The following is a 781-nucleotide window of genomic DNA, read 5'->3' as shown; positions in this document are numbered from 1 at the left end:
GGCCCTTATTTCTTGCCATTCTTAAACGGAGAAAGAGCGCCGTATTGGAATGCCTACTTACAAGCTGAATTTAAAGGGATTCAAGGGCACACGAGCCAGTTGGATATGGCTAAAGCTGTCTTTGAAGGGGTCTTTTTTGAAATTCGCCAAGTGGTAGATATGGTCTTTGAGACCGCTGATTTAAACCAAAAAATGATTCAAGTAAATGGAAAAATATTTGCGGACCCCAAAATTGGCCAATGGATTGCAAATATTATGGGTATAACCCTGCAATATGTGTCAGGGGACGATGCAAGCTTGATTGGGGCCGGTGTGCTTGTAGAAGGGCCTAACTTATGGCAAGACTTGTCATTTTCCACTATAGCGCCGGATGGACAAATGGCTGACAAATACAAAGAAAAATTTTTGATGTATCAAAAATACGCAGACTCTGCTGACCAAATAACGAAAACGATTTTGTATTAAAAACGGCAGATTTGCGTTCAAAATTGGGCGAATAATTGATTGAGCGTCTGCTATGTAATGTCAGCACATCTTTGCAGTATTTGTTATGACAAATGTTTTGGAATTGTGTAAAATAAGGATAGTAAGCGTTTTAAATTTCTGAGGAGGAATGTTAAAAATGGATATGTTTGATAGCTTAAAGGCCAAGATCCAAGATAAAAATGTGCGTGTCGTTTTCCCAGAAGGGTACGATGAGCGTATTCTAGGTGCTGTTGTGCGTTTGAAAGCTGAAGGGATTCTTGAACCGGTTTTATTAGGTAACCCAGAAGAATTAAAA

General features: G+C 39.3%; 2 protein-coding genes. Both read left to right on the top strand.

Annotated elements, in window-relative coordinates:
• Positions 1-465: FGGY-family carbohydrate kinase (locus ACRCJ0_RS17030; RefSeq protein WP_431391339.1), on the top strand; the 465-nt coding region annotated here is incomplete at its 5' end.
• 148 nt (positions 466-613) lie between these two features.
• A partial coding sequence (locus ACRCJ0_RS17025) for a phosphate acyltransferase (protein WP_431391340.1) occupies positions 614-781 on the top strand: 168 nt, incomplete at its 3' end.

Source organism: Aerococcus sp. L_32 (genome assembly GCF_050689315.1).
The sequence above is the reverse complement of the archived record's forward strand: the minus strand, read 5'-3'. Positions and strand labels throughout refer to the sequence as shown.